This window comes from Sphaerisporangium melleum, assembly GCF_014646695.1.
Taxonomy (GTDB): domain Bacteria; phylum Actinomycetota; class Actinomycetes; order Streptosporangiales; family Streptosporangiaceae; genus Sphaerisporangium; species Sphaerisporangium melleum.
Map to the genome: position 1 here is coordinate 173,166 of NZ_BMNT01000006.1, position 24,962 is coordinate 198,127.

A 24,962-nucleotide genomic window follows, 5' to 3' on the forward strand; every position below is an offset into this window, starting at 1 on the left:
GGCCAGTTCGATCGCCAGCGGCATGCCGTCCAGCTCCCGGCAGATGCGCTCGACCGCCTCCTGTTCCCCGTCCAGCCGGTGATCGGGGCGGGCCATGGCGGCGCGGTCGGCGAACAGGCCGCGAGCGTGTTCGAGGTCCAGCGGCCGCACGTGCCACAGCGACTCGCCGGTGATGCCGAGGGGCTCGCGACTGGTGGCGAGGATGCGCACCTGCGGGCATTCGGCCAGGATGCGGTCGGCGAGCCGGGCCGCGGCCTCGACCACGTGCTCGCAGTTGTCCAGGATGACCAGCCGGGGGGCGGATCCGAGACCGGCCACCAGGCGGGCCGTCGGATCGGCCGCCTCCGCGGGCGGCGCGTCCTGGATGCGCAGAGAGCCGCGCGGGGTGTCGCGAATGCCCAGAGCCGTCAGCACCGCCTGCGGCACGTCATCGGGGTCGCGCACCGGGGCCAGCTCGGCCAGCCATACACCGGCGGGCAGGCGCGCGGCCATGGCCTCGCCGGCTTCGACGGCCAGGCGCGTCTTGCCCGCCCCGCCGGGCCCGAGCAAGGTGACCAGCCGATGCCGGTCGAGCAAGTCGGCAGCGTGCCCGAGATCCTTCTCCCGGCCGACGAAGCTGGTCAGCCGCGCCCGGAGGTTCCCCTTCCTGACGTCCGCCACGGCACCGCCACCCGTCCTGCCTCCGGTGGCGGCCCTCGTCTGTGGTGTTTTCTGCTGCGTCCCCATGAGCGGGAGGACGTCCGCGGTCCCGGCCGGCCCGGGTGCCGTGGGGACGTGCCGCGGCGCAGGGGTGAGGGAGCGGACGCCGGCGAGCGGGACATGGTCGCCGCGGAGCATGGCGAGGTGCAGGGCCGCGAGTTCGGGCGAGGGGTCGGCGCCGAGCCGGTCGGCGAACAGGTCGCGCGCCGCCTGGTAGGCCGCGATCGCCTCCACCCTGCGCCCGCAGGCGTACAGGGAGCGCATCAGCAGGGCGTGCCGCCGTTCGCGCAGCGGGTCGGCGGCGATCAGCGCGGGCAGTTCGGCGAGCACGCCGGTGTGCTCGCCGAGCAGCAGCCCGGCCTCCAGGCGGTCCTCCACCGCGGCCTGGCGCAGCCCGTCGAGCCGGGCGATCTCGGCGTCGGCCATCCCGGTGCCCGCGAGGTCGAGGTAGGCGGGACCGCGCCAGAGGGCCAGTGCCTGTTCGAGCGCGCTCGCCGCCCGCGCCAGGTCGCCGCGATCGAGCGCGGCGCGGCCTGCGGCGGCAAGTCGGGCGAACCGGTGGACGTCCACCTGATCCGGAGATATAACCAATCGGTAACCCGACGCTTCGGCGGTCACCAGACCGCGTCCCAGGACGGCGCGCAGGCGCGAGACCAGAGCCTGCAGCGCGTTGCCGACGCCGCTGGGCGGTCCTGCGTCCCACACTCCGGAGACGAGCATGTCCACAGGCACGATGCGGCCCGGGTTGAGCAGCAGCGATGCGAGCAGCGCGCGCAGCCGTCGCCCGCTTATCGGCAGGGGCGCGCCGTCGTGAGCGACTTCGAGCGGGCCGAGCAGCGCGAAGCTCACGCGTGCTTCGGGCTCCGCCGGATCCATGCCTCGATTCTGGCCGATCCCGCCGCCCGGCGGGGTCGCCGGTTCGGGCGATGGGTCAGGACACCCTCCGAACGCGCGTAGCATCAGCGACCATGGGGCAGCCGAGAGAGACCGTGCGCGTTGGACGCATGGGACGCCGACGCATCGTGATCGCCGCGGCCGTGGCCGCGATGTCGGTCTCGGCGGGCTGCGGCATCATCGGCGGCGGTTCGCCCACCGACAACGCCCTGGACGAGCTCAGCGTCTCCAGCCCGCGCTTCCGCGACCAGGCCCCCCTCCCGGCCGAGTTCACCTGCACAGGGCAGTCCGGCAACCCGCCGCTGCGCTGGTCGGGTGTGCCGCCGAAGCAGACCAAGTCGATCGCCCTGGTGGTCGACGCCAACAACGCGCAAGGGGCTGCGGCGGTGCACTGGGTGCTGTTCAACATCGACCCGCACACCACCGAGCTGGGGCAGGACAGCGTGCCCAAGGGCGCGTCGCAGGCCCAGACCTCGACCGGCAAGCCGGGGTATGCCCCGCCGTGCGCCCAGGACGCCGTCTACCGCTTCAGCGTGTACGCGCTGAACGCCGAGCTCTCCCTCAAGAACGACGCTGACCTCCGTGCGACGCTGGACCAGATCGCTCAGCACACCGTCGCACGCGGGCGGCTGTCGGCGGCGCACATCGAGTGATCCGCCGCGCACCGCAGGTAGTGACCGATACCGGACTTTCTCGTAAGGTGTGACAACGCTCATAGTGGTCGGACAGAATCAGATGCAATCCTCGAGCGCAGGTGGTCAACGGGGGCAGATCGCGTCGATGGCCGCGCGGTCTCCTCAGCGCCACTGGAAGGCGATGGCCATGAAGGTGGTGCAATGATCGCGGTCATTTTCGGCCTCGTCGCCGTCGTGCTGCTCGTACTGATGGTCGTTGCATTCGGCATGCGGTCCATGAACCGCCGCGAGAGCAACCTGCCGCCCGAGCGCCTGGAGAAGCTGGCCAAGCAGGCGGAGGACCCGTCCGCCAAGCGGCCCGGCCGTCCCGCCGAGGAGACCTTCTTCGAGAGCTTCCCCGAAGGGTTCGACGCCTTCCAGGAACCCGAACGCGCCACGGCGCGCCTGCGGCCCGGTGGCGGCAAGACCGGTCCCCGTCCCGCGGCGCGGCCCGGCGGGCGTCCGGGGCCGCGCAGCAAGCAGTCCTCCTCGCGCGGACGGCGCGGTGTGGACGAGTGGGGCGACGCCGACGACTACGACGACGACTACTGGACGCGCGTCCGCGAGGACGACGGCGCCTTCGGCGGGACGATCGCCGCCCGCGTCGGCGCCAGCCGGCCGGACGTCGCCTCTCCGTCGTCTCCCGAGCCCCAGGAGAAGCCCGCCAAGAAGGCCAAGGAGGAGGTCGACCCGAACTCCGCCACGGTGCAGGCGCCGCTGCCCACCCGCGCACCGGGCAAGTCGGGGGCCCCGGCGCGGGGCGCCGGCGCGCCCGTCACCTCCGCCGCCACCGACCACACCGTCGCCTTCTCCGCCCCGGTCCCCGCACCGCCCTCCGCCGCCGCCCCGGCGGCTCCCGTCCCCGTGGCGCCGGCGAGCGACGCGCCCGGCGCCATCGGCACCCCGCAACCGTCCTCGCGCAACCGCCGGGGTTCGCGCCCCGACCCGGCCGACCCGCTCGGCGTCGCCGACACCGGCCGCGCCAAGCCCCGTCGCCGGCCGGAGCCCGGCGCCGGGGATCCGGGCCGGCCCGCCGGTCCCGGCCGTCCGGCCGAGCCGCGCAGGCGCACCGGAGCCGGCCGTCCCGCCGAGCCGGGCCGCGCCGCCTCCGCCCGCCCCGAGCCGGCCCGCCCCGATCCGCTCGCGGCGGGTCCGCGTCCCGACCCGCTGGCCACCGGTCCCCGCCCGGACCCGCTGGCCGTACGTCCCGACCCGCTCACCACCGGCCCGAGCCTGACGGCGGGCGTGCATCCGACCGGTGCGCTGGCCGGCGACCCGCTGTCCAGCGGGCCGCTTCCCGGCGGCGCGGCGGCCCGCGACCCGCTGGCCTCCCGCGACCCGCTGGCGACCGGCGGCTCTCGATCCGGCAGGGCCGCCGTCGCGGGCGGCCCGGTGTCCGGCGCGGCCGCCGCGCGCAACCCGGCCCAGCCCGGCCCCGCGGCGCGCCCGTCCAGGTCCGGCTCGCGCTCCGCCGGCCCGCTCGACTCTCCTCGCACGCCGACCGGCCCGTTCGACGCGGGCCGCTCCTCGACCGGCTCCTACGAGACACCGCGGGCGTCCGGTTCGTACGGGCCGGGCGGCGACCCGCTCGGCGTCGGCCCCGCGAGCCCCGGCGGCACCGGCGACTTCCCGGCCTCCCCGCCGCCGGACGCGAGCTCCGCGAGCTCCGCGAGCTCCGCCGGATCGTGGCCGGCCTATCAGACGACGGGGGCGTACGACATCCTCGACGAACCCACCCCGCCGTCGGGCTCCTCGAAGGAGACCTGGAAGGCCGCCGACTACCAGCTTCCCGGCTACGAGGGGTACGCCTCCCCGCCGGCCGCCGCGACGCCCAGCGCTCCGTCCTACGAGGTGCGGCCGGGCTGGGCGACCATCGACGACTCCGACCCGCTGAACGGTGCGACACCGCCGAGTGGCACGCCGGGCTACGACGCCTCCCGCCCGGCGCGCGGCGACCAGCCGGCGGGCGGCCAGGCCCAGGGCCCTGGCGGCTACGAGGCCGGTTACCCGTCCTCCTCCGGCACGACCCCGCCCTGGCCGCAGCCGGTGCAGAACACCGGCGGGAGCTGGCCGTCGTACGGAGAGCTGTACGGCACTTCGGCGAACGGTCCGGAGGACCCCACCGTGCAGCAGGGAAACCCGTCGCGTGGCGGCCACCGCCGGCCCACTGATCCCGACTATCCCGACTATTACCGCTGATCGCCCCGCTTTTCCCCGGTAAATCCACAACGCGGCGGTCAAAGCCTTAAGCCAACGGCCGCCGCGTCGTATGGTCGCCTCATGACCGTGGATACGGAAAGTGACGCGACCAAGACCAAGCGTGTTCGATCGGTGTTGCGGCACGACCTTCCGGCCTCGCTCGTGGTCTTCCTGGTCGCCGTCCCCCTCTCGCTCGGCATCGCCGTCACCAGCGGGGCGCCCCTCATCGCGGGCCTGGTCGCCGCCGTCGTCGGCGGCCTGGTGGCCGGGCCGCTCGGCGGGTCGGTCGTCCAGGTCAGCGGGCCCGCGGCCGGCCTGGCCCTCGTCGTGTCCGAGCTGGTGCACAGGTACGGCTGGCGCGCCACCTGCATGATCACCCTGATGGCGGGCGTGGTGCAGGTCGTGCTCGGCGCGTTCAAGGTGGCCAGGACGGCGCTCGCGGTCTCGCCCGCGGTGGTGCACGGCATGCTCGCCGGGGTCGGCGTGGTGATCGCCCTCGCGCAGCTCCACGTCGTGCTCGGCGGGCAGCCGCAGCGGTCGGCCCTGGAGAACCTCGTCGAGTTGCCCGATCAGATCGTGCACAACCACAGCCACGCCGTGGCGGTGGGTGTGCTGACCATCGCCCTGCTGGTGCTGTGGCCGCGCCTGCCACGGGTCAGCGTCGTCCCGGCCCCGCTGGCGGCGCTGGCCGTCGCCGCGCTGACCGCCGGGGTGCTGGGCTGGGACGTCGCCCGTGCCGACCTGTCGAAGGGCCTGGCCGAGTGGGCGACGCCGGTGCTGCCCAGCGGCGACTGGCACGGCATCGCGGGCGCGGTGCTGCTGGTCGCCCTGCTCGCGGGGGTCGAGTCGCTGCTGTGCTCGGTGGCGGCCGACCGCATGCACGACGGCCCGCGCGCCGACCTCGACCGCGAGCTGACCGGGCTGGGCCTGGCGAACCTCGTGTCGGGGGCACTCGGCGGGCTGCCGGTGGCCGGGGTCATCGTCCGAACCACCACGAACGTCCGCGCCGGAGCGCGCAGCCGGTGGTCGGCGACCCTGCACGGCGGATGGGTGCTGCTGTTCGCGGTCGGCCTCGGCTGGAGCGTGACCCTGATCCCGATGGAGGCCCTGGCGGCGCTGCTGGTCTTCATCGGCGTCCGCATGGTCAACCTCGGCACCGTGCGCGGCCTGCACGGGCACGGCGAGCTGCCGATCTACGTGCTCACCATGGGCGCCGTGGTGGTCATCGGCCTGGCCGAGGGCGTGCTGCTCGGTCTCGGGCTGGCCGCGCTGTTCGCGCTGCGGCGGCTCACCCGGGTGTCCATCCACGTGCGGCTGGAGCCCGACGACCGCTGGCACGTGGTGGTGACCGGGTCTCTGACGTTCGTGGGCGTCCCCTCGCTGACCTCGAGCCTGCGCGCCATCCCGGCCGGCTCCGCGGTCGACCTGGACCTCAACGTGGATTTCATGGACAACGCCGCGTTCGAGGCGCTGCACGGCTGGCGCCTGGAGCACGAGCGCAGCGGCGGCACCGTCACCATCGACGAGATCCACGACACCTGGTACTCCACGGCGGCCAGCGGGACGCGCGTCTCAGCGGCCAAGACCCCGCCCCAGGCACCCGAGCGCTGGTGGCTGCCCCGGGCCTACCGCCAGGGCGGGCCGCTCTCGCGCATTCCCATCCGGCACGGCCAGTCCGTCACACCGGCTCGCGCCGGCCAGGACGAGCCCTCCGGGCAGGGCGCCACTCCCGGGGTGGCGGTGCCCGACCTGCTGGCGGGCACCGCCGACTTCCAGCGCCGCACCGCGCCGCTCGTCCGGCCCATCCTCACGCGCATGGCCCGGGTCCAGCAGCCCTCTCACCTGTTCATCACCTGTGCCGACTCCCGGGTGGTGCCCAACCTGATCACCGCGAGCGGACCCGGCGACCTGTTCACCGTGCGCAACATCGGCAACCTGGTGCCCCGGCACGGCGCAGCGCCGCCCGACGACTCGGTGGTGGCGGCCGTCGAGTACGCCACGGCGGCCCTCGACGTCTCGACGATCACGGTGTGCGGGCACTCCGGGTGCGGCGCGATGGCGGCGCTGCTGTGCGCGGGCGAGAACATCCCGGGCCTGCCGGGCCTGTCGAACTGGCTGCGGCACGGCGACCACACGCTGGCGCGCTACATCCTGTCCGACCCGGCGTCCGATCCGGGAGGCGAGGACGCCGGGCCGCTCGACCGGCTGTGCCGGTTGAACGTCTCCCAGCAGCTCGACAACCTGCGCACCCACCCGTCGGTGGCCTCCTTGGAGGCGTCCGGGCGGTTGCAGCTCGTCGGCCTGTACTTCGACATCGGCGCCGCGCGGGTGCACGTCCTGGACCGCGAGGGCTTCACTCCGGTGACCACCTGCCGGGCCGAGCCGGAGATCGGCACCCAGGCGGGCGGCGCGATGGTCCGCTGAGCGCGAAATCTCGCGGTCGCGGCGGAGCGCCGGTCAGCCGACCGTGAAATCCGGCACGCCGCCGGTCTCCGGTGGCCGAGAGTGGTCGCCATGAGAATTCTGGTGATCGGTGGTTCGGTGTTCCTCGGCCGGGCCATCGTGGCGGAAGCGCTGCAGCGGGGCCACGATGTCACGACGTTCAACCGGGGGCGGTCCGGTGACGACCTTCCGGGGGTGACGGCCGTGCGGGGTGACCGCGAGGACCCCGGCGACCTGCGGGCGCTCGCCACCGGCCGGGAGTGGGACGCCGTGGTGGACGTCTGCGGGTACACGCCCCGGGTCGTCGCCGAATCGGCCCGCGCGCTGTCCGGCCACGCCGGCACCTATGCGTTCCTCTCCTCCATCTCGGCGATCGCCACCTGGCCGGCCGAGCAGGCGGACGAGTCGTCGCCGCTGTACGAGTGCTCGCCCGACGCCGGACCGGACGACGGCGACTACGGGACGCTGAAGGCCGGCTGCGAGCGGGCCGTCGAGCAGTACTTCACCGGGAACTCCCTGATCATCCAGCCGGGGCTGATCCTCGGTCCGCGGGAGAGCGTCGGCCGGCTGCCGTGGTGGCTGCGCCGCGTCGCGCGCGGCGGCCGGGTGCTCGCCCCCGGTGACCCGGACACGCCCATGCAGCTCATCGACGCCCGGGACATCGCGGCGTTCACCCTCGACCAGGCGGCCAAGGGGGTCGGTGACCGGTTCATCACCACCGGACCCGCGGGGAACACCACCTTCGGCCGCTGGCTGGGCGACTGCGTCGCGGTGACCGGGTCGGACGCCGAGCTGGTCTGGGTGCCGGACGCCTTCCTGTCCGGCTACGAGATCGGAGTGTGGCAGGAGCTGCCGCTGTGGATGCCTGCCTCGCCGGAGGACGCGAACGTGTGGAAGGTGTCGGCCGCCAAGGCCGAGGCGGCGGGGCTGCGCTGCCGGCCGGTCAGCGAGACCGTCCGCGACACCTGGGAGTGGCTCCGCGACGGGGACCAGGCCGAGCTGGAGCGGCGCTACCCGTCGTGGCGGCGGCACGGCATCGCGCCGGACAAGGAGGAGCGCATTCTCGCCGATTGGGCTAGTGCGGCTAGTCAAGAGGGGTGACGCCGGGGCGTGGTCACCGGCGGCGAGATGACGGTTTTGTCCCGTGTGCTGGCTCGCGGAACTCGTGCGGTGTTAGCGTCGGCGGCGTGGCAGACGCGGGGACCGGCGGTCCTTTCCAGCACAAGACGCGCGGAGCGCACGCGGCGGACATGTCGCATGTGAAGACGCTGCGCCCGCAGGACTACAACGAGGTGCTGTACGTGGGGCACTTCTACCGCAAGGGCATGCCGGTGGTCATGGACCTCACCGGCATGTCGGACGCCGACGCCAAGCCACTGGTCGACTTCGCCGCCGGGCTGGTCTTCGGCCGGCGCGGGGACATGGACCGCATCGCCCACAAGGTCTTCCTGCTGGTGCCCCCGGGCATGGCGATCAACGCCTGAGCCGGATCACGGCGGTGCCGCACCCGGGGCTCCCGGGTGCGGCACTCACCGGCCGACGTCTCGCCGTGCGCCTACAGCGGCGGCGTGAAGTCGGTGAAGGCGGTGCAGTTGCCCGGCCAGGTGACGTTCACCGTGAGGGTGCACGTCGTCTGGCGGACGAACCCGGTCGCGCTGTGCACGGTGATGTGCAGCACGTTCGTGGTCGGCACCGCGGTCAGGGTGATGTCGATCACTCGGCCCGGGTAGTTCGCGATCCCCGACAGGTCGTGCCAGGGCGGGTTCGCCGGGCCGACGGACGTGGGGTCGCGGACCAGCGCGACGCCGTTGGGCTGGGCCAGCCCGATGTACTTGACCGGCGCCGTCAGCGTGGTCGGCGTGGCCAGCGCCGAGTCGATGCCGCTCTCGGGTACCTGCGCCGCCGCCGGAGGGCAGTGCTTCTTGCATTCGCCGGGAGGCGTGCCCTTCTTGGCGGCGACGGCGGGAGCATGAGCGACGTGGAGCGCGACCCGGTGCCCCGGGACGCTCCGCGTTTCCGTACCGGCCTGGGCCGCGGCCGGGAAGGACAGCGCGACGATTCCGCCGGCGACCGCCGTCGCGAACGCCACGGACAACGCGCGCTTACCTATGAGACCAGTTTCCCGAGGAATCACTCGGTTCCCCCATATCGCTTGAATTCCGATGAATCGGACCTTCTTCGTGCCACTGCGGCAGCACTGCGACCAGGGAATACCCATTCCCCGAACCCGCACCGCAGCGGCGGCGGGGTGATTGGGAAAAACAGACGAACATAATAAAGAAAAGACACCGGACTCCACGCCCAGGGCATTCCGAATACCCATTAGACGTTACTCCGTCCACCATCGGCCACTTTCGACGGCTTTTCGGTTCTCCGTGCGCATGTTCACCCCCGAGGGCGGCCATCGCCGTCGATACCGGTCCCGGCCGGGGACGACCTGCATCCGGCGACGCGGGCGACACGCCCCCGGCATGCGGCCTGTGCCGTCTCCTCGTCCCGACCACCCGTCGCGTCCGGTACATTCCGGCACGCTGCCGCGCCGCGTCCTTCCGGCCATTCTCCGGCTCCGTCTCCGCCACCGGCCCGTCCCGATCCGGCACCCGGCACCGCTCTCGCCGCCGGCCGGCCCTTCCGTCCCCTTTTCCGGCGGCCCCGTTCCTGCGAAATCGCGGTAAAGGTCGATTCGCCGCCATGCCGGTGCCGCTTTCCTACGACCCTCTCGGCCCGGTCGGTCCGCCGATCCGAAATCGTGCCGCCATCCGCCCTGGCCGGACCCTCCCGGCTTCTCCTTCGCTCCGCGGAACAACTGAAGTCCCGATTCATGGCATCGCGAATATCCTGGGCCGATATCTGCGGAACGGACGCGCACCCGGCCGCCGGCTCCCGAAGTGACCGGCGAGGCCGGGTCCCTCTGCGCGCCGCCTTACCGGGACGGCCGATGCCCGGACGCGCCGCGCCCCCGCCGGGCCACCACCGAGAATGAAACGTAACGTGGGAGGACCGAGCGAGGGGGGCCGGAATGCGAGTGACCAGGCGATACGCCGGCACAGCAGACGAGGGCGGGACACCGCGGGCGGCGCGGCGCGCACCGGTCTCCCCCGTCCCGGACATCGGGACGGCCGGTCCCGGGCCGCGGGACGGCGAGGCGGCGATCAGCCGGCGGACGTTCGCGGCGCTCGCCCTCGGCGCCTCGGCGACCACGCTCACCCGGTTCACGCCGGCCCGCCCGGCCGCCGCCCGGCGGGCCGTGCGCAATGTCGTGCTCGTCCATGGCGCCTACGCGGACGGCTCCTCCTGGCTGGAGGTGATCGAGCGCCTGCAGGAGGCCGGGCTGAACGTCACCTCCGTGCAGAACCCGCTCACCTCACTCGCCGACGATGTCGCGGCGACCGAGCGGGCTCTCGCCTTGCAGGACGGTCCCACCGTTCTGGCCGGGCATTCCTGGGCGGGCACCGTCATCTCCCAGGCGGGGCTGGCGCGCGTGGTGACCGGCCTGGTCTACGCGGCCGCCCGGGCACCGGACGCCGGGGAGGACTACACGGCGCTGGCGGCCCGCTATCCGGAGCCGCCGGCCAACGCCGGGCTGGTGGCGTCGGGCGGCTTCAAGCAGCTCAGCGAGCGGGCGTTCCTGCGGGACTTCGCCAACGGCGTGCCCCGAAGGCGCGCGCTCGCCCTGTACGCGGCACAGGGCCGTGTCTCCGACGCGCTGTTCACCGCGAAGACCACGGTGGCCGCCTGGCGGCACCGGCCCACCTGGTACGCGGTGTCCAGGAACGACCGCACGACCTCGCCTGACCTGGAACGCTTCCTCGCCGCCCGGATGCGCGCCACCACCATCGAACTCGAATCGGGTCACCTGTCGATCGTGACCCATCCCGGCCGGATCGCCGCGCTCATCCTCGACGCCACCGCGCACCGCGGCCCGGCACCGCGGCGGACGGCCGGCGGACCGCACGCGCTCCGGCGAGAATGGCCTGTGTGATCTCTACCCCCGAGCCGATCGCCGAGCCGGCCGTCACCGGCGTGCCAGGTCCCGAGCTGGACTACTACCTGATCCTTCGCACAGAACACGGGTCGCACACGCACGCGGAGGGCGTTCTCGTCGAGGAGTTCGTCCTCACCCGCGACCACACGGCGGTCGGCCTGGACGGTGCGGGCTGGACGGTGGCGGAGGGCACGTGGTGGAGTTCGGCCGCGCTGACCCGGGCGATACGCGCCGACGCGGCGCTGCGCGCGCGCCTGGCGCCGGTGCCGCGCCCGGAGGCCGACGCCGCGTACCGGCGTCTGTCCGGCGCCGGCCTGCCCGGCGAGGCGGCCCTGCGCACCCATTTCCGGGACCGGGCCGGCCTGCCCGGCTCGGCTCCGCTGCGGTTCGACGCCCCGCTGGTCCCCGAGGGCTTCCACGACACGCGGACCTACCGGGTGCTGTTCGCCGACGACCTCGGCGCGCACCGCCTGGCGCGCCTGGGCGAGGTATGGCCGCTGACCCTCACCCCGGACGCGGCCGAGCCCCGGGCCCGCCTCCTGGCCACCGCTCGCCGGCGAATCGGTCCGGACGTCTTCGGCTGGGACCTGCGCCGCATCGGGTCAGGCGCCGCGTCGTGCCTGGACCTGACCGCCCACCTCGCCACCGCCTCCGACGCCGCGGTCGGCCCGCTGCTGCGCGAGCTCACCACGACGGTGCGCCTCACCGGCCTGATCCCGGTCACGATCGAACGCCTCTCCTGACCGGCCGATCGGCGTGCTCACCGCGACGGGCGCTGAGCTCGGCTGGCCAATTCCGGACACTGTCCGATATAGGACCATTGAACCCATTGGTCACGAATGTTTCCCTCGCTAGAACTTATGGCTGATCGTCCACGATGACAGCCAGTCAAAGTGATCATGAATTTTCCGCGAAGGAACATCGGTGCCCCCTGCACATCCCCCCTCCCCTCTCCCGTCCAGAACCCGGCACATCACGGTCGCCGTCCTCGCGGCCGCCGGCCTGCTGACGACCGGCGCCGTCGTCCCGTTCACCGCCGCCGCCGCGACCTCTCCGCCCGCCTCCGCGGCCCCGGCGCAGGGGGCCGCCGGGCGCTACATCGTCACCCTGCGGGAGCCCGCCGCCGCGACGTACGCCGGCGATGTGGCGGGCAAGGCCCGGACAGCGCCGCGTGCCGGTGAAGGCCTGAAGAGCGACTCCGCTCCGGTCCGCGCCTACCGGGACTACCTGCACCAGCGCCAGAAGCGCGCGGCCGCCGCCGTGGACGCCAAGGTGATCTCCTCCTACTCCGCCGCGTACAACGGCTTCACGGCCGAGCTGGGTCCCGAGCAGGTCGAGCGGCTCCGCGAGGACCCGTCAGTGGTCTCGGTGGTCAAGGACGACCTGCGCAAACCGCTCGCCGCCGTCACCTCCACCGACTACCTCGGCCTGTCCGGCGACACCGGGGTATGGGCCGCGAACGGAGGCGTGGACAAGGCCGGCGAGGGCATCGTGGTCGGCGTCATCGACACCGGCATCGCGCCGGAGAACCCGTCGTTCGCCGGCGCCCCGCTCGGCACCGAGCCGGGCCTCGAACCCTATCTGGACGGCTCGGCGATCAAGTACCGCAAGGCCGACGGCGGCACCTTCACCGGCGCCTGTACGACGGGAGTGCAGTTCACCGCCGCCGACTGCACCACCAAGCTGGTGTCCGCGCGGTACTTCGCCGACAACTTCGGCGTCGGCCACATCGGCGGGCCCGAGGCCGGCGAGTACCTGTCACCGCGGGACGGCGAAGCGCACGGGTCGCACACCGCAAGCACCGCGGCCGGCGCCAACGGGATCGACGCCGACATCCGGGGCGTCGCGATGGGCAAGATCTCGGGAGTGGCGCCGGCCGCCAAGGTGGCCGCGTACAAGGCCTGCTGGAGCGGCCCCAACGCCGCGGTCCCCGACGACGACGGCTGTGCCACCGGAGACCTGCTGGCCGCGATCGACGCGGCCGTCGCCGACAACGTCGATGTGATCAACTATTCGATCGGCACCATGGGCGGCGCCCAGAGCACCGACGGGATCATCGACGAGGCGTTCCGCAACGCCGCCGCGAGCGGCGTCTTCGTCGCCGCCGCCGGTGGCAACGCCGGTCCCGGCGCCGGTACCGTCGACAACGCCGCGCCGTGGATCACCACCGTCGCGGCGAGCACCATCCCTGCCCGCGAGGCCACGGTCGAACTCGGCGACGGCGTCAACCTGCTCGGCGCCTCGATCTCGGTACCGGCGGGCGGCCGGGTCACCGGCCCCCTGGCGGCGGGGTCCGCGGCCGGGTCGGCGACCTGCGGCCCGGACACCCTGGACGCCGCCAAGGTGACCGGCAAGATAGTGCTGTGCGAGCGCGGCGACGTCGATCGGCGGGCCAAGTCCACCGAGGTGAAGCGGGCGGGCGGCATCGGGGTCATCCTGGTCAACCCCGAGCCCGACTCCGTCGACCTGGACGCGCACGACGTCCCGACCGTCCACATTGACGCGGACGGGTACGAGGCGCTGGTCGCCTACGCCTCGACCGGCGCCCCGACCGCCACGCTCGTGGACGGCAACCCGCACGGCCTGCCGCCCGCCCCGGCGCCGCAGATCGCCGGATTCTCCTCACGCGGCCCGGTGAACGCCGACGGCGGCGACCTGATCAAGCCGGACGTCGCGGCACCCGGCGTCGCCATCCTGGCCGATGGCGCGAACGCCGCCGGCGCCCGTCCCTCGTTCACCTTCATGTCGGGCACCTCGATGGCCTCCCCGCACGTCGCGGGTCTCGCCGCGCTGTACCTCGGCGTCCACCCCCAGGCGAGCCCGGCCGAGATCAAGTCCGCGTTGATGACCACCACCTCCCCCGCCGTGGCCGCGGACGGCCGGCCGTCCGGCGACGTGTTCGCGCGGGGGAACGGCCAGGTCACCCCGGCCCGGTACCTCGACCCCGGGCTGCTCTACTTGAACGGCCCGGACGACTGGGCGGGCTACGTCGCCGCCGTCCACGGCGACCCCGCGGCGCCCGACCCCTCCGACCTGAACCTGGCGTCGATCGCCGTCGGCGCGCTCGCCGGCCGGCAGACCGTGAAGCGCACGGTGACCTCGGCCGGTGCCGGAACCTTCACCGCCGACCCCGTCCAGATCCCCGGCGTGCGGGCCACCGTCGAGCCGGCCACGCTGACGTTCACCGAGCCGGGGCAGGCCAAGAGCTTCCAGGTGACCTTCACCCGGACCACCGCGCCGCTGGGCGAGTACACCACCGGTGAGCTGATCTGGCGCGACGGCGAGCGGAGCGTGCGCAGCGCGCTCGCGGTCCGCCCGGTGGCCCTGGAAGCGCCGGCGGGCGTCACGGCCACGGGTGGTTCGGGCCGGACGACGCTGAACGTGCTGGGCGGCGACGTCCAGGACGTGCCTCTGAAGGTGACCGGCCTGTCCCGGGGGCTGCGCGTGGCGGGCTCCGGCGCCGCCGGCGGCCCGGCGCGGTCCCACATCGTCCAGGTGCCGGCCGGCACGGCGCACGCGCGGTTCGTCCTCGACGCCGCCGGCGCCGACTCCGACCTCGACCTGGCCGTCTACCGGCTGAACGAGTACGGCGACAGATCTCTGGTGGCCGAGGCGGCCACCCCGTCCGCCGGCGAGCAGATCGATCTGGACGACCCGCAGGACGGCCTGTACCTGGTCGAGGTCTCGTTCTTCGCCGGGACAGGCCCGCTCGGGTTCACCGTGACCAGCTTCGCGCTGCAGGACACCGGCGGCGAAGGCGGTCTCACCGCGCGACCGAGCACGGTGAGCCTGGGCATCGGCAGCGCGACCCCGGTCACCCTGGCCTGGACCGGCCTGCGCGACGGCGGCGTCTACCTCGGGCGGGTCACCTACGGCGACACCGGCCGTGCCACATACGTGACGGTCACCAGCGACCCCCGCACCGGGCCGCCACCCACCGATCCCGGTGCCCGTCCGGTGGTGACCGTCACCCCCGAGTACGCGGTTCCGGGGCGGTCGGTGATCGTGCTCGCGACCGGCCTGACCCCGGCCGTCGACTTCGGCATCCGCCTCAAGGGCGCCAAGGAGATCCTCGCGAGCGGGCGCACCAGCGACGAGGGCGGCGTGGCACTCCTGGTCCCCTTGCCGGCCACCGTCCCCATCGGCAGGCAGACCATCGAGGTGCTGTACGCCGGCCGGACCGCAGCGGGCACCGTCACGGTCAGCCCGCTGGTGCTCGGCGACATCGACCACGACGACCGGTACGCCTTCGACGGCAACCCCCTGGTCAGGCTGACCGCGGCGATCAGCGGCAAGGGAAGGGTGAACCTCACCGTCAAGGGCGCCTCGGACGTCTACCTGAACCGGACCGGCCCGGCCGACTCCGGCACCTGGAAGTGGTTCGCCCGGAGCTTCGACCCGGTCGAGACCATGCCGGAGCGGCTCACGGCGACAGTCAGCGTGGTCCTGGACAACGGCCGCACCGGGCAGAGCAAGTCGGTGAGCTGGACGCCGGCCGCGGTCGGCCCGGGCACCGCGTCGATCACCAAGGACGGGCGGGCGGCGCACACGGTGCGGGTGAGCTTCACCAACTCCTCCGACTACGCGGTCTTCCCGGCACTGCGCTACAAGCTGACCAGCGGCGAGCTCATCTTCGCCAACCTGCACGCCGAACCCGGCGCCACCGTCACCCGTTCCTCCGACGTGACCGGGGTCGACCGCCTCGACCTGCTGCTCGACGGGGCCACCATCGCCACGTACCGGAACCCTGAGCAGAGCAGGCTCGCCGGCCGGCCCGCCATGGGGGAACCCTTCTACGCGACGTTCACCCGCGGCAGGGCCGGGCACCACGGTGCCCCGCTCACGATGACCGTCACCAACCGGCCGGCGGCCTACACCGCAGGGTTCTCGTTGTCGGCCGGCGTGGGCGTCGAGATCGACTCCGGGGACTTCCTGCACTACGAGGACATTCCCAACCCGATCATCCCGCAGGCGGGAGCACCGATCTCCCGGACGTTCTCCCTGCCCGCAGGCCGGCCGCTGTGGCTGAAGGTGTACTACGACGTCCACGCCCCGGACATCAGGTACGAGGCGCTCCGGCGGATCCTCGTGACACCGCTGACCGATGACGATCTGGCCCCCGTGCGCGGGCGCTCCGCACCGGAGTTCGTGGTCGACGCCCTGCCCCGGGAGGCGACCGGCGGGACCACCGTGTCGGTGACCGCGGCCGGTCTGTCTGCGGGCGAGCGGTTCACCGTGCGGATCGGCGGACGGACCGCCGGCTCCGGCCGCGCGACGGAGGCGGGCTTCGCCCACGTGTTCGCCCGCGTCCCGGACGGCCACGGCCGGGTCATCCCGGTCAAGGTGACCGGTGACCACCCGAACCGCTCCGGCGAGACCGTACTGACGACGCCGTAGGCGCCGGCGGCCCGGCCGGTGCCCACGGGTGCCGGCCGGGCCGCCGAGCGTTCAGGTGGCGGGCGGGTTCAGCGGCCTTCCCGCGCCTCGATCGCCGGCGAGGAACGCGTTGTCCGGCCCGATCCGGCAGAACTCGCTGCCCTCGGGGTCGGCGAGCACGACGTGATCCTCCTCCGGGCGCGGACCTACCGGGTGCTGTCCGCCGACGACCTCGGCGCGCACCGCCTGGCGCGCCTTCGCGAGGTATGGCCGCTGACCCTCACCCCGGACGCGGCCGAGCCCCAAGCCCGCCTCCTCGCCACCGCGCGCCGGCGCACGCCGCCGTCAGGCGTCCCTGCGGCGCAGGATCAGGTAGCCGCCGATCAGGGAGGCGGCCGTCCAGAGCCCGAGGAGAGCGATGCCCTCCCATGCGCCGTAGTCGCGGGCCCAGCGCGGATCGTCCTGCGGCCCGGCGACATGAGTGATCACCATGCCGACCTGGTCCGGCAGATACTGCGTGACCGCCCTGAGCCCGGGTATGTTGCCGAGTCCCTGCGACCCGAGGAAGAAGACCGGCAGAAGGACGCCCAGCGTGAGCGTCGAGTTGCGCAGCATCGCCGCCACTCCCATGACGAAGACGCAGAGCAGGGTCAAATCCAGGCAGGCGCCGACGGCCGCCTCCAACGCCCCCTCCGCGCCGAGCGAGGTGCCGTACGGCCCGAGCCCCGCCTGCGCGGCGGGGAAGGTCACCGCCACGGTGACCAGCGACACCGCCAGCGCCAGCAACCCACCGGTCAGCACCTTGCCCGCGTAGAACAGGCCGCGCCGCGGCATGGCCATAAGTGAGGCGCGGATCGTGCCCGACGAGTACTCGCCGCTCACCACGAGCACGCCGAACACCACCAGGGCGAGTCTGCCGAGCGTCAGGCTGTAGAAGGTGGCGAAGAGCGGGTCGAAGTCCTCCCGCTGGACGGCGGCCGAGCCGCGGAAGGACCGTCCGAAGAGGTAGGCGAGGCCGCTGCCGAGCACGAGGGTCAGCAGCAGCGTCACGGCCGTCGAGCGGACACTGCGGATCTTGGTCCATTCGGAGGCGAGCACCGCCCTCACCGGGGGCCTCCCGTCCGATGCTCCACCGCGTCACCGGTGAGCCGCATGAAGGCCTCCTCCAGGGAGGCCGAGCGGGTGCCGATCTCGTGTACGGCCAGGCCGCTCGCCGCGGCCAGCTCCCCGACCTTCGCGGCCTCGACCCCATGCGCCTCCAGAGCACCGTCGGGCCCTGATCGCACCTCGATCCCCGCCGCCGCCAGTACGTCGCGCATGCGGCCGGGTTCCGCCGCGCGGACGTGGACGTAGGAGGCCGCGTTGGCCTCGATGAACTCCCGCATGCCCGTGTCGGCGAGCAGGCGGCCACGCCCGATCACGATCAGATGGTCGGCGGTGAGGGCCATCTCGCTCATCACGTGGCTGGACACCAGCACCGTCCGGCCTTCCGCGGCGAACCCCCTCAGCAGGTTCCTGATCCACAGGATGCCCTCTGGGTCGAGCCCGTTGATCGGCTCGTCGAAGAGCAGTACGGGAGGATCACCGAGCAGCGCCGCCGCGATACCGAGCCGCCGGCCCATGCCGAGGGAGAGGACTCCGGCCCGTTTTCCCGCCACCCGGTCGAGCCCCACCAGGTCCAGTACCTCGCGCACCCGCTCCCGGGGGATCTTGTTGCTCTGCGCCAGCCAGAGCAGGTGGTGGTACGCCGTGCGCCCGCGGTGCACCCCTCCGGCCTCGAACATGGCCCCGACCCGCCGCAGCGGGTCCGGCAGGCGCCGATAGCGCACGCCCTCGATGCGGACCTCGCCGGCGGTCGGACGGTCGAGGTCCAGCATCAGCCGCATGGTGGTGGACTTACCGGCGCCGTTCGGCCCGAGGAAGCCGGTCACCTGGCCGGGGCTGACGGTGAAGGACAGGCCGTCGACGGCCGTCCTGTCGCCGTATCTCTTGGTGAGGTTCCTGACGTCGATCACCCGGCCACGCTAGAAGGGGGCCACCGGCGCCGGCAGTCCTCGAAAGTCGCCGGCCGCGGTCACCAAAGTCGACTCCCCCGGCCGGAGCAGGACACGCCCGTAGACTGGCCGCATGGGGCGACATCTTCTCGCCGCCGCCGTCGTCGTGGCGGACACCGCACTGTGGATCGGCGTGCACCACGGCGCCGTGCCGGTGTGGGGGGTGGCGGTGTACGCGCTCGCCGCCACGTCGGTGGCCGCGCTACGCGGGCGCGCCCCGCTGGTCGCGTTCATGGTGGCGCTGCTGCTCGCCCCGCTGGGCGGCGCGGCGTACGTCCTGCTGCCGTGGGCCTCCTACCGGGCCGGCCGGGTGATCGTGACCCGGGCGGGTTCGGCCGCGGCGCTGGGAGCGGTGATCGGCTCCCTCGCCGTACGCCTGCTCACCGCGCCACCGGGCTCGCACTCCATCGGCCCGCTCATCTCGACGTACCTGGTCTTCGTGGCGCTGCCACTGCTGACCGGCCGCTATCTCGCCCAGCACGAGCGGCTGGTCACCACGCTGCACCGGCACAACCGGCGGCTGCGCGCGGAGCGCGAGCTGCTGGCCGAGCAGGAACGGCTGCGCGAGCGACTGCGCATCGCCAGGGAGATGCACGACTCCCTCGGCCACCGGCTCGGCCTGCTGTCGGTGCAGGCCGCCGCGTTGGAGGTGTCATCGCTGCCACCGGAGCGGGAGCAGAGCGTACGTCTCCTCGCCACGACCGCGCGGGCGGCCCTCACCGAACTGCACGAGCTCGTCGGCGCACTGCGCGACCCCGACGACGCGGACGGCGGCGGCCTCGGGGTGGAGGCCATCGACGCCCTGGTGGAGGAGTTCGGACAGGCGGGGGTTCCGGTGTCGCTGCGGCGGCAGGGCGAGCCGGTTCCGCTGCCGGCGGCGGCGGAGCGGGCGGCCTACCGCGTCGTCCAGGAGGGCCTGACCAACGCGGCCAAACACGCACCCGGGCAGCCGGTCACGGTAGGCCTCCAGTGGGAGTCGGACGCGCTGCTGCTCACCGTCACCAATCCGGTCGCGCACGACGACGACGCCGGCGGGGACGGCACGCGAGCCGGGCACGGGCTGCGCGGGCTGGGCGAGCGGGTGCGCCCGGCCGGCGGACTCCTCGACCACGGCCGATCCGGTGGCCGGTTCCGGCTGTTCGCGATGCTGCCCACAACCCGGGAGGAGCCGGCCGCCGCGGAGCCCGATCACCTGCTCCTCTCGAGAGAACGCACCACCGCGGTCGTGGGAGTGTTCGCCGCCGCGCTGCTGTTCGTGCTCCTGCCCGCGAGCATGCTGGCCGGGGTGCTCTGAGTGATCAGAGTGCTGATCGCCGACGACGAGCCGCTGATCGGCGCGGGCATCCGTACCGTGCTGGAGTCGGCGCCCGGCATCGAGGTCGTCGCACAGGTGACGGACGGCGGGGCGGCCGTGGCGGAGGCACGCGCGCGCCGCGTCGACGTGGCGCTGATCGACATCAAGATGCCCCGGATGGACGGGCTGCGGGCGGCGGAGGAGCTACGCCTGCAGGCGCCGGCCGTGCGGACCGTGATGCTCACCTCGTTCGGCGATGAGGCGAACGTGCTGCGCGCCCTGCAGGGCGGGGTGTCCGGATTCGTACTCAAGAACTGCACGGCCGAGGAGCTCATCCGCGCCGTCCGGGCCGCCCACGACGGCGAGGCGTACCTGTCACCGATGGTGACGCGGCTGGTGCTCGGCATGGTCGCCCCCACCGAGGCGCGGCAGCGGCGGGAGGCCACGCAGCGGTTGTCCGCGCTCTCGCCGCGCGAGACGGAGATCGTGCACCTGGTCGCCGAGGGCATGTCCAACGCCGGCATCGGCCGGAGGCTGAACATGAGCGAGACGACGATCAAGACCTATGTGAGCCGCATCCTCGGCAAGCTCGGTTGTTCGAACCGCGTCCAGGTGGCACTTCTCGTCCGCGACACCAGGCGGTGACACCTCGTCCGCGCCGACCTGTCCTCCGGCCGGACCAGGTAGCGGTCGCCGCACGACGTGGCCGTGGCGGCTCCGGGCATCACGGCGGCCCACCCTCGGGGACCACCGGGCGGCTCCGGCGAGACGGTGCCGGCGTCGCCGTCACCGCCTCGGGCCCGGCCGTCGTCATCGGATGCCGGCCGGGGGCTGAGTGTTCGGGTGGCAGGCGGGTTCAGCAGCCTTCCCGTGACTCGATCGTCGCGGGGGCGGTCCGGGTCACCGTCCCGTCCGAGGCCCAGATCTCCGCCGTGTACACCCCGGCCGGGAGCGGCGCTATCGATATCTGGACGAAGCCGTTCACGGTGTTCCCGTAGTTGGAGCCGGGCGGGATCGGCGTCCCGCCCACGCTGGTCGAGCCGGGGGGCAGGTTCCGGATCCCGGTCGTGAGGGTCGTCGACCAGGTTCCATTGACCGGCACCAGGAAGTACGCGCCGGGGTGGCCGTACGTCGGCGAGACGCAGATCCGCTGCTGGACATCGCGGATCGTCCAGGTCTCCGTCGCATGGGCCGAGGACGCGTCCGCCCGGGCCGTGGAGGCCGCCGAGGCCGGCAGGGCGCCGGACAACGTCAGCGTCAGCCCGGCTGCCAGCCCGAGCGCGAGCCTGCCGACACGATGAGCCGCTCTCACGGGTGCCTCCCCAGGTGCTTGCTTCGTGCGGTTATTGACGGCGTCATTATTGACGACGTCAATGTCCACTTGAAGCCGACTCCGGCGGGCGCCGGAACCGCCCAGCAAACGAGGGGGCGGTGAAGGAAACTTTCAGGCATCCGGTCGTGCGCCGCGCCCCGGGGAGTGCCGGCGGGCAGGGCGGACGCTCACCCGGACCGCGGGGGCAGGACACAGAACTCGTTGCCGTCGGGATCGGCCAAGACCACCCGGCCCTCCTCGCCCTCGATGTGCTTCGCCCCGAGCGAAACGAGACGGTCGGCCTCCGCCTGCTGGTCACCGCCGTCGGGCGCAGCGAGGTCGAAGTGCAGCCGGTTCTTCCCGAACCTCGGATCGAGCGGTGGACCGCCCCAGGTGATCTTCGGGCCGCCGTGCGGTGAACGGATCGCGGTCTCCTGGTCCTGGTCCCAGACCAGCGGCCAGCCCAGCGCCGCGCTCCAGAAGTATCCGACCTCCTGTGAACCGTCGCACGCGAGCGCTCCGACGAACCCGCAGTCGGCGAGGAACGCGTTGTCCGGCCCGATCACGCAGAACTCGTTGCCCTCGGGGTCGGCGAGCACGACGTGATCCTCGTCCGGGCGTTGACCGACGTCGATGTGCCGGGCACCGAACTCGAGCGCCCTCGCCACCGTCCGCCGCTGGTCGGCGAGGGACGAGCTCGTCAGGTCGAAGTGCATCTGGTTCTGGCCGACCTTCCGCTCCTGGCTCGGCAGGAACCGGATCCGGAACCCGGTGTCGTCACTCGGCAGGAGCGCGATGCCGTCCAGGGGGTCGCCGCTCGTCTCCCAGCCCAGGACACCCGCCCAGAACCGGGCGAGGCCGAGCGGGTCGTGCGCGTCGAAGCAGAGCGCGTCAAGTCGGCACGTCATCCCGCCCCGCACCTCCGATCTGGTGCAAAACCATGAAAGGCACGTCCATCGCACCCGGCTTGAAACTATCGCCGGCCCCCCGGAACCCGCCACGCATTAAACGCGGCGGAGCGCCCCCGACCGCCGCACCCACCTGGTCCTTCACTACCTGCGGCACTCTTCGTCCGTACGGCTCGCGCCGCCGGGCACCACGGTGAACGGCCGAATGCGACCCTCTTAACTGAAAGTTTCATAATTCCTGCCCGTACTTGTCCAAATTCGATGATCAAGCCAAAATCAGTTCAGCCTTCAACTACTTGATTGGCGATCACCGTACGGATGAGGAGAGGCATGAAGCGCATCATCTCCGTTCTCGCCGTCGTCACCGGCGTCCTCGGCGCCACGCTCACCGGCGTCAGCCCCGCGTCCGCAGCCACCCCCGCAGTCGACTGCTCCACGGGCGGGTACACCCGTGTTCTGAACAGCTACGTCCCCACCAACATCGAGCGGCCGGCGGTGGACGGTTACAGCTACCACATCGGCGGTCCGTCGGCGTACACGTACGAGGTCTGCCTCGACATCCCGGACACCTCGACATTCACGATCGAGATACGGACCTGGTCCAACGGGTCACAAAGCGTGTTCGTGGACGACCAACCCGGGGACAAGGTCTTTCGCTACTCGGTCGGCGCCAACAGCTTCTGGCAGGTCTACGGCACGTTGACCGGGCCCGGCAGCACCTACATCTACTACACCTGGTACGAGAAGCAGATCCCGGCCTGACGCGGCGACGGGCCGACCGGCTCGCCCGGCGAGACGGCCGGCCCCATCGGCCTCCAACCGGCCTTCCGCGAGTGACGGTGCCGACTCTGGCCGGGCAGGGATCAATGAATCCCGCGCTCAGAAGCGTGAACAGCGGGCGAGTCGGCCTGTAGGCCGGGTTCCAATTCCGCCCTCTCCCGACCTGCGGCGAAGCGCCCCACACTACGGGCGACCTGCGAGAACGCTTCCGTTCGTTGCCATCGCCTGCCAGCGTTTTACGACCAGATGTGCCCCCGATGTGCCCCGTCGCTTAGCGATCGTCCTGCCAGTCGCGCATGCTCTGCTCGAAGACGGCGTTGCTGTACGGACTGCTGTACAGCCTCCACGGGTCCCACGTGGACTGGGCCACTCAGATGTCGTCCGAGGCATCTTCAGGAGGGCTGACGCGCTCGATCATCTGGGTTACAGGGAAACCGTCCAAAACGCCGAGCACTACCTTGTAGGAAGCGCCTTGGGCATCTCGAAGGGAGATGGTCCACCTGCCGGTTTCTCGATCATGTGAATCGGACACCAGGTGTAGGGAGTCTTCACTGCCAGAGGGAGCATCCAAGCATCCTTCTGCCAGAGCTGCATAACGAGTGTCGATGACCCATTTTGCCCAGTTGATAGCTCCCTCTCGGTCGAAGGAGTCACGCCAAACCTCGTCAACAGATTCCATCCCATGGTGGCGATGCACCGCGATCAGCTTCTGGAACAACGCCGCCGTCGTAGCGGCGATAAAGCCATCGGCTGCGGCTTAGGCGAGAAAGAGGCTGACCTCATGGAACGGGCCGCCATCGGCTCCCCAGCTAGTCCGACCTGCCCGCTCTTGGATAGCGTGGTTGACATGCTCATCGCCCTGAAGGAAGGTCCTTTCGACCTCATCTCGGACAAGCCGTGCTTCACTTCGAGGTAGCGACAGGGCGAGTGTCCAGACCCGAGAGGGAGACGAGCCGAGCCATCGAGTTTCCGCAATGTTGATCTCCATCCTCACGCTGAAGTTTGCGGACTCTTGCAGTGGTTCAAGCACTCTTACCTCCATCGTCGGACGCTGAATCTTCGTGTGATTCTGCCGTAAAGGTCGGGTGGAGTACTCTCAATCCACTTCGACTTTAAGGTGGTGCTCCTTGCCTCGGGCGCCTACCCGCGCACCCATCTGTCCTGATCTCTCGTCTGCCATCGTCCCACCGCGTAGCGGCAACGGGCCGGCGACGGAGGGGCAAGCCCTGCCTCGCGTGTACCTGTTCCCGGTGACCTTCCTCGCGCGCTGGTTGCCCGACTTGCACCGGCTGGGCTTGAGCTGGAGGAGTCGGGCTGCTGGGCTTTGCCTGGGTCGATGGCTGGCGAGCGATCAGGACTTCCAGCTCAGCCAGCTACGGCGCGAACTCCGCGCGGCCCCCCTCTCGGAGCCGGAGCACCCGGGGTTTGGGGCAGCTGTCGTCGAGAGCAGCGCCCCAAGGTCCTCCCCCCGCATCTTCCGCCCCGTCCTCCTTCCCCGCTCTTTCTTCCTCTCTTCCTCGCCCGCCAGCGTCGGGGAAGTGCTGCGAGCAGAAGCCTTCCGAGTAGACCGTTCATGACGCGTACATGACGCTCCGGGCCGCGTTGAGCAACGCCGTTCGGGACGAGACGCTTTCGAGGAACATCGCGGCGAACGTCAAGATGTCCGTCCCGCGTAAGCGCAAGGTGAAGCCGTGGACGGTCGATGAGGCACGGACTTTCCTGGAGTCGGCTCGTACGAGGCGGGACCCGATGTATCCGGCCTACGTCCTGGTCCTCGTGCTCGGGCTCCGGCTGGGTGAGGTGCTCGGGCTCCGCCGGGAAGACGTGGACCTGGACCGGGCCGAGATGACGATCGGCCGGCAAATCCAGCGGGTCAACGGCAAGCTCCTGCACCGCGAGACCAAGACGCATGCTTCCGATGCCACCTTGCCCTTTCCCGACATCGTCACCGCGGCTTTGCAGGTACGCCTCGCCGATCATCGTGCGGCCCGCGCTGAAACTGGGGAGGGCTGGCACGAGACAGGGCTCGTCTTCACCATCGCGAGCGGCCGGCCGATCGAGCCGTCGAACTTCCGGCGGAGCTTCGCCAACGCCTGCGCCAAGGCCAAGGTGCGGAAGGTCCACGTCCACGCCACTCGGAAGACCTGCGCGTCGCTCCTGGTCGCCCTCGACATTCACCCGCGCGTGGCGATGCAGATCCTTCGACACAGCCAGATCTCGGTCACGATGAACATCTACAGCGAGGTCTCCTCAGAGGAGACACGCAACGCGCTCAAGCGTCTCGGCGATCACCTGGAGTCGTAGACGCTTTGGCATTGAACACTGTTCCATTACAGCCGCTATCT

General features: G+C 72.0%; 20 protein-coding genes. 12 read left to right on the forward strand and 8 right to left on the reverse strand.

Annotated features, from left to right (window positions below):
* Nucleotides 1-1,575: AfsR/SARP family transcriptional regulator (locus tag IEY93_RS07210; protein WP_189162168.1), on the reverse strand; the 1,575-nt coding region annotated here is incomplete at its 3' end.
* A gap of 92 nt (nucleotides 1,576-1,667) precedes the next feature.
* Between IEY93_RS07210 and IEY93_RS07215 the strand changes: the two genes are divergently transcribed.
* The 5 genes from IEY93_RS07215 (at nucleotide 1,668) to IEY93_RS07235 (ending at nucleotide 8,392) form a co-directional block, all read left to right on the forward strand.
* On the forward strand, nucleotides 1,668-2,246 hold the full coding sequence (locus IEY93_RS07215) for a YbhB/YbcL family Raf kinase inhibitor-like protein (protein WP_189162169.1): 579 nt from the start codon (nucleotides 1,668-1,670) through the stop codon (nucleotides 2,244-2,246).
* A gap of 183 nt (nucleotides 2,247-2,429) precedes the next feature.
* Entirely contained in the window at nucleotides 2,430-4,466 is a 2,037-nt protein-coding gene (locus tag IEY93_RS07220; RefSeq protein WP_189162170.1) for a hypothetical protein, read from the forward strand.
* Nucleotides 4,467-4,547: 81 nt separating this feature from the next.
* Entirely contained in the window at nucleotides 4,548-6,890 is a 2,343-nt protein-coding gene (locus IEY93_RS07225) for a SulP family inorganic anion transporter (protein ID WP_189162171.1), read from the forward strand.
* Between the two features lie 90 nt (nucleotides 6,891-6,980).
* Complete coding sequence (locus IEY93_RS07230) at nucleotides 6,981-8,009, forward strand: NAD-dependent epimerase/dehydratase family protein (RefSeq protein ID WP_189162172.1); 1,029 nt, start codon at nucleotides 6,981-6,983, stop codon at nucleotides 8,007-8,009.
* Between the two features lie 86 nt (nucleotides 8,010-8,095).
* Nucleotides 8,096-8,392, forward strand: coding sequence for a cell division protein SepF (locus IEY93_RS07235; protein WP_189162173.1), 297 nt, complete (start codon nucleotides 8,096-8,098; stop codon nucleotides 8,390-8,392).
* A gap of 71 nt (nucleotides 8,393-8,463) precedes the next feature.
* Here the strand turns inward: IEY93_RS07235 and IEY93_RS07240 are convergent, their stop codons facing one another.
* On the reverse strand, nucleotides 8,464-9,003 hold the full coding sequence (locus IEY93_RS07240; protein ID WP_189162174.1) for a hypothetical protein: 540 nt from the start codon (nucleotides 9,001-9,003) through the stop codon (nucleotides 8,464-8,466).
* 924 nt (nucleotides 9,004-9,927) lie between these two features.
* On the opposite strand from IEY93_RS07240, the gene IEY93_RS07245 reads away from it, so the two are divergent.
* From IEY93_RS07245 to IEY93_RS39535, 3 genes are all read left to right on the forward strand, one after another.
* Nucleotides 9,928-10,890: an alpha/beta fold hydrolase gene (locus tag IEY93_RS07245; RefSeq protein ID WP_189162175.1), complete on the forward strand. Its 963-nt coding sequence runs from the start codon at nucleotides 9,928-9,930 to the stop codon at nucleotides 10,888-10,890.
* A complete protein-coding gene (locus IEY93_RS07250; protein ID WP_189162176.1) occupies nucleotides 10,887-11,636 on the forward strand; it encodes a hypothetical protein in 750 nt (249 codons plus the stop codon). Before IEY93_RS07245 ends, IEY93_RS07250 begins: the two co-directional genes overlap by 4 nt.
* 181 nt (nucleotides 11,637-11,817) lie before the next feature.
* A complete protein-coding gene (locus tag IEY93_RS39535; protein WP_189162177.1) occupies nucleotides 11,818-16,290 on the forward strand; it encodes a S8 family serine peptidase in 4,473 nt (1,490 codons plus the stop codon).
* Between the two features lie 51 nt (nucleotides 16,291-16,341).
* On the opposite strand, the gene IEY93_RS37925 is transcribed toward IEY93_RS39535, so the two are convergent.
* The 3 genes from IEY93_RS37925 to IEY93_RS07270 are packed head-to-tail and all read right to left on the reverse strand — an operon-like array spanning nucleotide 16,342 to nucleotide 18,284.
* Nucleotides 16,342-16,575 carry a hypothetical protein gene (locus IEY93_RS37925; protein WP_203967919.1) on the reverse strand — a complete coding sequence of 78 codons (234 nt, stop codon included), beginning with the start codon at nucleotides 16,573-16,575 and terminating at the stop codon, nucleotides 16,342-16,344.
* A gap of 39 nt (nucleotides 16,576-16,614) precedes the next feature.
* Nucleotides 16,615-17,376 (reverse strand): ABC transporter permease subunit, encoded by a 762-nt coding sequence (locus IEY93_RS07265; RefSeq protein ID WP_189162178.1) that lies wholly within the window; start codon nucleotides 17,374-17,376, stop codon nucleotides 16,615-16,617.
* Nucleotides 17,373-18,284, reverse strand: coding sequence for an ABC transporter ATP-binding protein (locus tag IEY93_RS07270; RefSeq protein ID WP_189162179.1), 912 nt, complete (start codon nucleotides 18,282-18,284; stop codon nucleotides 17,373-17,375). The genes IEY93_RS07265 and IEY93_RS07270 overlap by 4 nt, the downstream gene beginning before the upstream one ends.
* Nucleotides 18,285-18,396: 112 nt before the next feature.
* Between IEY93_RS07270 and IEY93_RS07275 the strand changes: the two genes are divergently transcribed.
* Nucleotides 18,397-19,617, forward strand: coding sequence for a sensor histidine kinase (locus tag IEY93_RS07275; RefSeq protein ID WP_189162180.1), 1,221 nt, complete (start codon nucleotides 18,397-18,399; stop codon nucleotides 19,615-19,617).
* On the forward strand, nucleotides 19,618-20,262 hold the full coding sequence (locus tag IEY93_RS07280) for a response regulator (protein ID WP_189162181.1): 645 nt from the start codon (nucleotides 19,618-19,620) through the stop codon (nucleotides 20,260-20,262).
* Between the two features lie 211 nt (nucleotides 20,263-20,473).
* Here the strand turns inward: IEY93_RS07280 and IEY93_RS07285 are convergent, their stop codons facing one another.
* Both IEY93_RS07285 and IEY93_RS07290 read right to left on the reverse strand, forming a co-directional pair.
* Nucleotides 20,474-20,929, reverse strand: coding sequence for a DUF5980 family protein (locus IEY93_RS07285; protein WP_189162182.1), 456 nt, complete (start codon nucleotides 20,927-20,929; stop codon nucleotides 20,474-20,476).
* Nucleotides 20,930-21,117: 188 nt separating this feature from the next.
* On the reverse strand, nucleotides 21,118-21,837 hold the full coding sequence (locus tag IEY93_RS07290; protein WP_189162183.1) for a VOC family protein: 720 nt from the start codon (nucleotides 21,835-21,837) through the stop codon (nucleotides 21,118-21,120).
* 330 nt (nucleotides 21,838-22,167) lie between these two features.
* Here IEY93_RS07290 and IEY93_RS07295 point away from each other — a divergent pair, with 330 nt between their 5' ends.
* Nucleotides 22,168-22,599, forward strand: a complete 432-nt coding sequence (locus IEY93_RS07295) for a hypothetical protein (protein WP_189162184.1) — start codon at nucleotides 22,168-22,170, stop codon at nucleotides 22,597-22,599.
* A gap of 388 nt (nucleotides 22,600-22,987) precedes the next feature.
* Here IEY93_RS07295 and IEY93_RS07300 read toward each other — a convergent pair whose 3' ends face one another.
* Nucleotides 22,988-23,335: a hypothetical protein gene (locus IEY93_RS07300; protein WP_189162185.1), complete on the reverse strand. Its 348-nt coding sequence runs from the start codon at nucleotides 23,333-23,335 to the stop codon at nucleotides 22,988-22,990.
* 941 nt (nucleotides 23,336-24,276) lie between these two features.
* Here IEY93_RS07300 and IEY93_RS07305 point away from each other — a divergent pair.
* Nucleotides 24,277-24,921 carry a site-specific integrase gene (locus IEY93_RS07305; RefSeq protein ID WP_268241541.1) on the forward strand — a complete coding sequence of 215 codons (645 nt, stop codon included), beginning with the start codon at nucleotides 24,277-24,279 and terminating at the stop codon, nucleotides 24,919-24,921.
* Nucleotides 24,922-24,962: the final 41 nt, after the last annotated feature.

Bases quoted from the DNA above. Each gene is read 5' to 3' on its own strand.
- IEY93_RS07220 (WP_189162170.1), top strand. From the start codon at position 2,430: ATGATCGCGGTCATTTTCGGCCTCGTCGCCGTCGTGCTGCTCGTACTG.
- IEY93_RS07225 (WP_189162171.1), top strand. From the start codon at position 4,548: ATGACCGTGGATACGGAAAGTGACGCGACCAAGACCAAGCGTGTTCGA.
- IEY93_RS07215 (WP_189162169.1), top strand. From the start codon at position 1,668: ATGGGGCAGCCGAGAGAGACCGTGCGCGTTGGACGCATGGGACGCCGA.
- IEY93_RS07295 (WP_189162184.1), top strand. From the start codon at position 22,168: ATGAAGCGCATCATCTCCGTTCTCGCCGTCGTCACCGGCGTCCTCGGC.
- IEY93_RS07245 (WP_189162175.1), top strand. From the start codon at position 9,928: ATGCGAGTGACCAGGCGATACGCCGGCACAGCAGACGAGGGCGGGACA.
- IEY93_RS07275 (WP_189162180.1), top strand. From the start codon at position 18,397: ATGGGGCGACATCTTCTCGCCGCCGCCGTCGTCGTGGCGGACACCGCA.
- IEY93_RS07290 (WP_189162183.1), bottom strand. From the start codon at position 21,837: ATGACGTGCCGACTTGACGCGCTCTGCTTCGACGCGCACGACCCGCTC.
- IEY93_RS07305 (WP_268241541.1), top strand. From the start codon at position 24,277: ATGTCCGTCCCGCGTAAGCGCAAGGTGAAGCCGTGGACGGTCGATGAG.
- IEY93_RS07230 (WP_189162172.1), top strand. From the start codon at position 6,981: ATGAGAATTCTGGTGATCGGTGGTTCGGTGTTCCTCGGCCGGGCCATC.